Annotated in this window: 6 protein-coding genes; all 6 read left to right on the forward strand. The window is 26.8% G+C overall.

Translation table 11 applies throughout. The features are described 5' to 3' along the window. Positions 1–619 precede the first annotated feature (619 nt). A complete protein-coding gene (locus tag KGF50_RS19250; RefSeq protein ID WP_227849555.1) occupies positions 620–1,513 on the forward strand; it encodes a sulfide/dihydroorotate dehydrogenase-like FAD/NAD-binding protein in 894 nt (297 codons plus the stop codon). Beyond that, positions 1,513–2,907, forward strand: coding sequence for an NADPH-dependent glutamate synthase (gltA, locus tag KGF50_RS19255; protein ID WP_227849556.1), 1,395 nt, complete (start codon positions 1,513–1,515; stop codon positions 2,905–2,907). Before KGF50_RS19250 ends, gltA begins: the two co-directional genes overlap by 1 nt. A 168-nt stretch (positions 2,908–3,075) precedes the next feature. After that, positions 3,076–3,408: a hypothetical protein gene (locus KGF50_RS19260; protein ID WP_227849557.1), complete on the forward strand. Its 333-nt coding sequence runs from the start codon at positions 3,076–3,078 to the stop codon at positions 3,406–3,408. 21 nt (positions 3,409–3,429) lie between these two features. Further along, positions 3,430–5,640: an EAL domain-containing protein gene (locus KGF50_RS19265; protein WP_227849558.1), complete on the forward strand. Its 2,211-nt coding sequence runs from the start codon at positions 3,430–3,432 to the stop codon at positions 5,638–5,640. Between the two features lie 155 nt (positions 5,641–5,795). After that, on the forward strand, positions 5,796–6,542 hold the full coding sequence (locus KGF50_RS19270) for an ABC transporter ATP-binding protein (RefSeq protein ID WP_227849559.1): 747 nt from the start codon (positions 5,796–5,798) through the stop codon (positions 6,540–6,542). Next, positions 6,542–7,680: FtsX-like permease family protein (locus KGF50_RS19275; protein ID WP_227849560.1), on the forward strand; the 1,139-nt coding region annotated here is incomplete at its 3' end. The genes KGF50_RS19270 and KGF50_RS19275, both read left to right, overlap by 1 nt.

Raw genomic sequence — 7,680 nt, forward strand, 5'->3', positions numbered from 1 at the left:
CTCCTATTTTTAATTATTTTTATGTGTATTCATAATAATTATTAACTTTATAAATTAATATTATTATAAATTATTACATAAGTAAATAAATCTTTAGAAAATATAAAAATTTTATATAAAAATTCAAATAATTAATGAATATTAAAAATTTTAGATATATAATAAAATAAGAGTATATTTTAGTTTATATAAAAGCTGGTATTGCAATAGATTAAAGCCTTATACACGTTTAGTTTTTAAAGAAATCTGAGTTATTATGAAAACCTAGGTTAATTTATTAAACAAATAATTGAATAAAAAAAATTTATTATGTATTTATAAAATTTTTGTTACAAATTTGGCATAATATAGTATACTTTAAGTGTGTATTAGGTTAAATCTATAACAAATTATACGTATAATATAGGTTTTAATATTTGTTGGATTTTAAAAGTAATTTGTTAATATCAACTATTTGTAATTTGGGCAGTTATAATTATTTTACAGGGGGGATGTCCAATACAAAACATTTAATCAAGAACTAATATTGTATTATAATTAGAGTTATAGTTTTGTGTGTTTATGTTTTAATTAAATTTAAAGTGGGAAAAATATATTTGTTAGAATGGAGAATAGCGAGATGAGTAATAAAATAGTTAGTAAGAGACAATTAACAGATAGTATTTATTTGATGGAAATAGAGGCTCCTAGAGTTGCAAAATCTTCTCAGCCTGGTCAATTTATAATAATTAAAAATGACGAAAAGGGAGAAAGAATTCCTCTTACAATAGCTGATTATGATAGAGAAAAAGGAACAGTAACTATCGTATTCCAAACAGTTGGTGCTTCAACTAAAAAATTAGCAATGTTTGAAGAAAACGATTTTGTAATGGATTTTGTAGGACCACTAGGACAAGCAAGTGAATTCATACATGAAGATATAGAAGAATTAAAAAATAAAAAAATCCTATTTGTAGCTGGTGGAGTAGGTTCTGCTCCAGTGTATCCACAAGTTAAATGGTTTAAAGATAATGGATTAGATGTAGATGTAATAATTGGTGCAAGAACTAAAGAATTAATCATATTAGAAGACGATATGAGAAAAGTAGCTAAAAATGTATACATATCAACAGATGATGGAACATATGGATTTGATGGAAGAGTTACAGATCTATTAAAAGATTTAGTTGATAATCAAGGTAAAAAATATGACCAAGCAATAGTAATTGGACCAATGATAATGATGAAATTTATGTGCCAATTGACTAAAGAATTAAACATACCTACTGTAGTAAGTTTAAATACAATAATGATTGATGGAACAGGTATGTGTGGTGGTTGTAGAGTTAGTGTTGGAGATGAAACTAAGTTTGCATGTGTAGATGGTCCTGAATTTGATGGACATTTAGTTGATTTTGACCAAGCAATGAGAAGACAATCTATGTACAAAACTCAAGAAGGAAGAGCTATGCTAAAACTTGAAGAAGGCGATAGTCATCATCATAGTAATTGTGGATGTGGAGGTAACAAATAATGGATGCTAAAAAAGTAAAAGTACCAGTTAGAGAACAAGAACCTGCTGTAAGAGCAACAAATTTTGATGAAGTATGTTTAGGATACAATAAAGAAGAAGCTATAGAAGAAGCTAATAGATGTCTAGGATGTAAAAAACCAAAATGTGTAGGTGGATGTCCAGTAGGAATTGATATCCCAGGATTTATAACAAAAGTTAAAGAAGATGATATAGAAGGTGCTGCTAAAGTAATAGCTAAGAGTAGTTCGCTACCTGCTGTGTGTGGTAGAGTATGCCCACAAGAAAGTCAATGTGAAGGTGTATGTATACTTGGAATAAAATCAGATGCAGTATCAATTGGAAAATTAGAAAGATTTGTAGCAGATTGGTCAAAAGAAAATGATATAAACTTATCTGATACAGAACCTAAGAAAAATCAAAAAGTAGCTGTAATAGGAAGTGGACCAGCAGGTCTTGCTTGTGCTGGTGATTTAGCTAAAAAAGGGTATGATGTAACAATATTTGAAGCAATGCATGAACCAGGTGGAGTTTTAACTTATGGAATACCTGAATTTAGACTTCCAAAACAAGCTGTTGTTCAACCTGAAATAGATAATATAAGAAAATTAGGTGTAAAAATAGAAACTAATGTAATTGTTGGTAAAACAATAACAGTAGATGAACTTATAGAAGATGAAGGATTTGAAGCTATATTCATAGGTTCAGGAGCTGGTCTTCCAATGTTTATGAATATACCAGGAGAAAATGCAAATGGAGTATTTTCTGCAAATGAGTTTTTAACTAGAGTAAACTTAATGAAAGCTTACAGAGATGATTATGATACACCTATTAGTTCTGGTAAAAAAGTTGCTGTAGTTGGTGGTGGAAATGTTGCTATGGATGCTGCTAGAACTGCACTAAGATTAGGTTCAGAATCCTATATAGTTTATAGAAGAAGTGAAAAAGAGCTTCCAGCAAGAGCTGAGGAAGTACATCATGCAAAAGAAGAAGGAATTATATTTAACACATTGACAAATCCTAAAGAAATTTTAGTAGATGAAAATGGATATGTTAAAGGAATGGTTTGTATAAGAATGGAATTAGGAGAACCAGATGATTCTGGAAGAAGAAGACCTATAGAAATAGAAGGTTCTGAATTTGTACTTGATGTAGATACAGTTATCATGTCACTTGGAACAAGTCCAAATCCATTAATATCTTCTACAACAAAGAGTCTTGATATAAATAAGAGAAGATGCTTAATAACAGATGAAAGTGGTCAAACTTCTAAAGAAGGTGTATTTGCAGGTGGAGATGCTGTTACTGGAGCAGCAACAGTAATATCTGCAATGGGTGCTGGTAAAACTGCAGCAGCTTCAATAGATGAATATTTAAAAGCAAAAGTTAATGCTTAATTTACAAATTAAATATACCAAGTTAGAATAATTTCTAGCTTGGTATTTTTTTTGGAAATTATATAATAAAGTCACAGTTATTATTGTAATATTTGCTACGAAACAACATAATTTTGCTTAATTATGGTAAAATAATATCGAATAAAGATTTTATAAGGGGGTAATAATGTGTGGTTGGCAGAATCAGAGTTATCAAACTTGACATTAGAACTTATACCTAAAAAGAATATTTTGGATATAACTGTTACATATATTGGTACAACAGATATTGAAAATGTAAGCATTTTAGATGAAGCAAGTACAAATTACTTAAAAAATAATATTCCATCATTAGAATATAGTCCATTCCTATATAAAATTGAAAAATCAAATGTGCCAGTTTTAAATTATGAATCCTTTATACAGGATTCATATAAATTTAAAGAAAGAATACTTTTGGATTATTCACATAGAGTAATGTCACAAGTTATTAAAAAGCCGACTGAGTATGTATTACAATAGTATAATTAATGGTGTTTAAATATGAGAAAAAGAGAAAAAATATTTGATGGATTAGTTTTTAGGTATATATTAATTTTATTGATGTTATTAATTTTAATTGATTTTACAAGTACAATTATATATGCAAGTAATTCTATGGAGGTTGCTTCTAAAAATATGATTGAAGCCTCAAAAAGAGAATTAGAAAATTATTTAAGTGTCAATGCATCCTTATTAAAAGCTCTTAGTAAAGATGATAGATTTTCTAATGACAAAATCTCTCTAATTGAAAAAGGCAAGCTATTAAGACCTTATCAAAAACAATATAACCTTTTTATGCTTGGAATAACTGATGCACAAGGGAATACTTCAAGTACATATAGAGAAAGGATTGGGACAATAAAAGACCGAACACATTTTCAGAAAGTATTAGAAACAAAAAGAATGGTGATTTCTGACATTACAGTTAGTAAGGTTACAGGGGATAAAGTATTTATTATATGTGTACCTATTATAAAAAATGATGAAGTAACTGGAACTATTTTTGCTTCATTTTATTTTCAAGATGTAAATAAGATAGTAAGTAGAAGTAATTCTGATGATTCTATTAAATTTTTAATGGTAGATAAAAACTATACCATTATTTCTCATCAAAATAAAGACTATGTATATAATAAGACAAATATATTTAATGTAGAAGGAAATATTATAGGGACCAGTAAAAATGAAATTTTAAAAAATATAGATGAGAAACGTCAAGGTGGGTTTTTATCATGGGATGATTGGAAGTTGTATAGTGCAAGATATACGAGTATCAAAGGAACTGATTGGACGTTAATTTCAAGTTGTGATGTTTTTAAGAACTTTAAAAGCTTGATAATTGATTTTATAATCAAGTTATTTTTCTATGTATTAATATTTTTGATATTGTGGAAATTAAGTAATGTTACACTAATAGAACAACTTAAAAAGTTAGCTTATTATGACTCCTTAAGTGGAATAAAAAACAAAGAAAAATTTAAAAAAGATTCTATATATATTTTACATAATTATTATAAGGATGATTTTTACTTAGTTCAATTAGATGTTAATAAATTTAAATACATAAATGAGATGTTTGGTTATGCTGAAGGAAATAAGATATTAGTACATATTGCAAATGTTTTAAAACACAATACAAACAAATATGAACTTTGTGCTAGAATGGATAATGACCATTTTATATTATTGCTTTCTTGCAATACTGATGCTGACCTTTTAAATAGACTATCTAAAATAAATAATGAAATATGCAATTTAAGTACTAGTAATTCGTCAAAATATAAAATTGTTATGTCAAGTGGTATATATAAGATAAATATAAATGATGATATACAAAAAATTGACTTGTTAATTGATAGAGCAAATATTGCTGCAAAAACAAAAAAAGAGAAGTATGAGCATTCATATTCATTTTTTAATGAAGATACAAGAAATCGATTATATAGAGAAAAGAAATTGGAAGATAGTATGAATAAAGCTTTAGAAAAAGGAGAGTTTGTAGTATATTATCAACCAAAATACAGTTTAAATGATGGAAATGAAATTGAGGGAGCAGAAGCTCTAATAAGATGGAATAATTCAGACATAGGATTTATTTCACCTGTAGATTTTGTACCTTTATTTGAAAGAAATGGTTTCATTGTAAATATTGATATGTTTGTATTTGAAGAAGTATGTAAGACCTTGAGAAAGTGGCTAAACAAAGGTTATAACCCTGTGCCAATCTCTGTGAATATATCTAGAGTTCATTTACATAGAGATAATTTTATAGAGAATATTACTGAATTGATAAATAAGTATAATATATCTCCTAAGTTTATAGAACTTGAATTAACAGAAAGTATTGTATTTGATAATTTAAATATATTGATTGATATAATTAAGAGGCTTAAAAAGATAGGATTTCTTATATCAATGGATGATTTTGGCTCAGGATATTCATCCTTGAATCTGTTAAAGGACCTTCCTTTTGATATTTTAAAATTAGATAGAGGTTTTCTAATTGAAACAACAGATACAAAACGTGGAAAAATTATTATCTCTAAGATAGTAGAAATGTCAAAAGCGATTAATATTAAAGTTATATGTGAAGGTGTAGAAACCAATGAGCAAGTAGAGTTTTTAAAAGAAATAGGATGCGACAAGGCTCAAGGTTATTTATTTGCTAAACCGATGGTGCTTAGTGAATTTGAAAAGCTTCTAAAATTTTAGTTAAATTAATTATTAATACTGATTAGTTTGTTTATACCCTAATAACTAACTTACAAATATGTAAGTTAATTGTTAGGGTATTTTTATGGTTAAAATGATATATTCACGATAATATATTACTGTAGTAAAAATAAAAAAGTAATGGAGAATATAAAATGAACATATTAAGTATTAAAAATATATCAAAAACATATTATGGAAAAGTTCCATATAAAGCATTAGATAGTATTAATTTAAATATAGAAAAAGGCGAATTTGTAGCTGTTATGGGTCCATCTGGAAGTGGCAAATCTACTCTTTTAAATATAATATCTACAATTGATAAGCAGAGTGAAGGTCAAGTCATATTAAATGGACAGGATACAAGTAAATTAGAAGGAGAAAAATTAGCTGAATTTAGAAGAAAAGAACTTGGTTTTGTATTTCAGAATTTTAATTTGATTGATACTTTGACAGTTGGTGAAAATATAATGTTGCCACTTACACTAGATGGTAGAAATGTTAAAAAAATGAACAGTGAAACTAAAAATATATCTGAATTTTTAGGTATTGATAAAATTTTAGATAGAAGAACTTATGAGATTTCAGGAGGACAAGCTCAAAGGTGTGCAATTGCTAGAGCAATTATAAATAGGCCATCATTACTTCTTGCAGATGAACCAACAGGAAATCTTGATTCGAAATCCACTAATGATGTTTTAGAGTTATTTACTAAGATAAACAGAGAACAAAATGTAACTACACTTATGGTAACTCATGAAGCATATAGTGCAAGCCATTCAGATAGAGTCGTTTTTATAAAGGATGGATGTATATATACAGAGATAAAGAAATCAGGCACAAATACTTCTTTTTACAATAAAATACTATCTGTCTTGTCTCAAATAGGGGGTGTAAGGTAGTGACTTTTGGAAGATTTGCTTATAATAATATAATTAGAAATTTTAGAGCATATTTAGCGTATTTTTTAAGTTCAATTTTTTCTATAATGATATTTTTTGTATTTGCAGTATCTATGTTTCATCCAATTATAACGGATTCTGGAATCCAAAGTGGTTCTACTGCATTTATGGCTCTTATGATTTCAGAATTAATAATATTAGGATTTAGTCTGCTTTTTATATTGTATTCTTTAGGAAATTTCTTAAAATCTAGATTAAGGGATTTTGGAGTTATGATGATAATTGGAATGAGTAATAAACAACTGAAAAGATTGATATTGATTGAAAATTTAATGATAGGATTATTAGCAATAATATTAGGAATACTTTTAGGGCTATCCATGTCTAAGTTATTTTTATTGTATTTAGGTAAAGTATTTTATATGAACTTGACAGAAAGTTACTTTCCAATAAAAGCGATACTAATGACAGTTATATCTTTTATGTTGTTGTTTTTAATAACAGGACCACTTAGCTTAAAATTGTTAAATAAAAATAATGTTTTTGAACTTTTAGTAGGTACAAAGAAACCTAAAAAAGATATAAAACCTTCAAAATTATTTGGAGTAATTGGTATAGTATGTCTTATGATAGGATATGTTATGATACTATTTGGTAATAAGTTAAATATAAATGGTGGTATGTACATGATAGCAATGTTGATTACTCTAGGAACGTTTTTATTTTTTTCTCAGTTTAGCATTTTAATATTAAAGCATATGAAAAATAAAGAGAAGTTTTATAAAAATAAAATAAATATGTTACTTATAAGTAATTTAGTATATAAGATGAAAGATAATTCTAGATTATTGTTTTTAATGACAATACTTTTATCTGGCACTTTAGTAGCATTTACAACAACTTCAACGCTTGTAACTTCGCAAGGTAAATCATCTAAAGATAATTTTCCAATGGTTTACTCATATTTCTCAGAAGATGATAATAATAAAGAATATGAAGAATTAGAAGAAATTAGAAATACAATAAAAGAATATGATTATAAGGAATTAAGTTTTTCTATGCTTGAATATAATAATGAAGTATTATTAAGTATAAATAATTATAATAAATTATCAAAACAATTGGGATTAGATAAAAT

Source organism: Clostridioides sp. ZZV15-6598, from assembly GCF_020657705.1.
GTDB classification, from domain to species: domain Bacteria; phylum Bacillota; class Clostridia; order Peptostreptococcales; family Peptostreptococcaceae; genus Clostridioides; species Clostridioides difficile_F.

Bases quoted from the DNA above. Each gene is read 5' to 3' on its own strand.
- KGF50_RS19250 (WP_227849555.1), top strand. From the start codon at position 620: ATGAGTAATAAAATAGTTAGTAAGAGACAATTAACAGATAGTATTTAT.
- gltA (WP_227849556.1), top strand. From the start codon at position 1,513: ATGGATGCTAAAAAAGTAAAAGTACCAGTTAGAGAACAAGAACCTGCT.
- KGF50_RS19265 (WP_227849558.1), top strand. From the start codon at position 3,430: ATGAGAAAAAGAGAAAAAATATTTGATGGATTAGTTTTTAGGTATATA.
- KGF50_RS19270 (WP_227849559.1), top strand. From the start codon at position 5,796: ATGAACATATTAAGTATTAAAAATATATCAAAAACATATTATGGAAAA.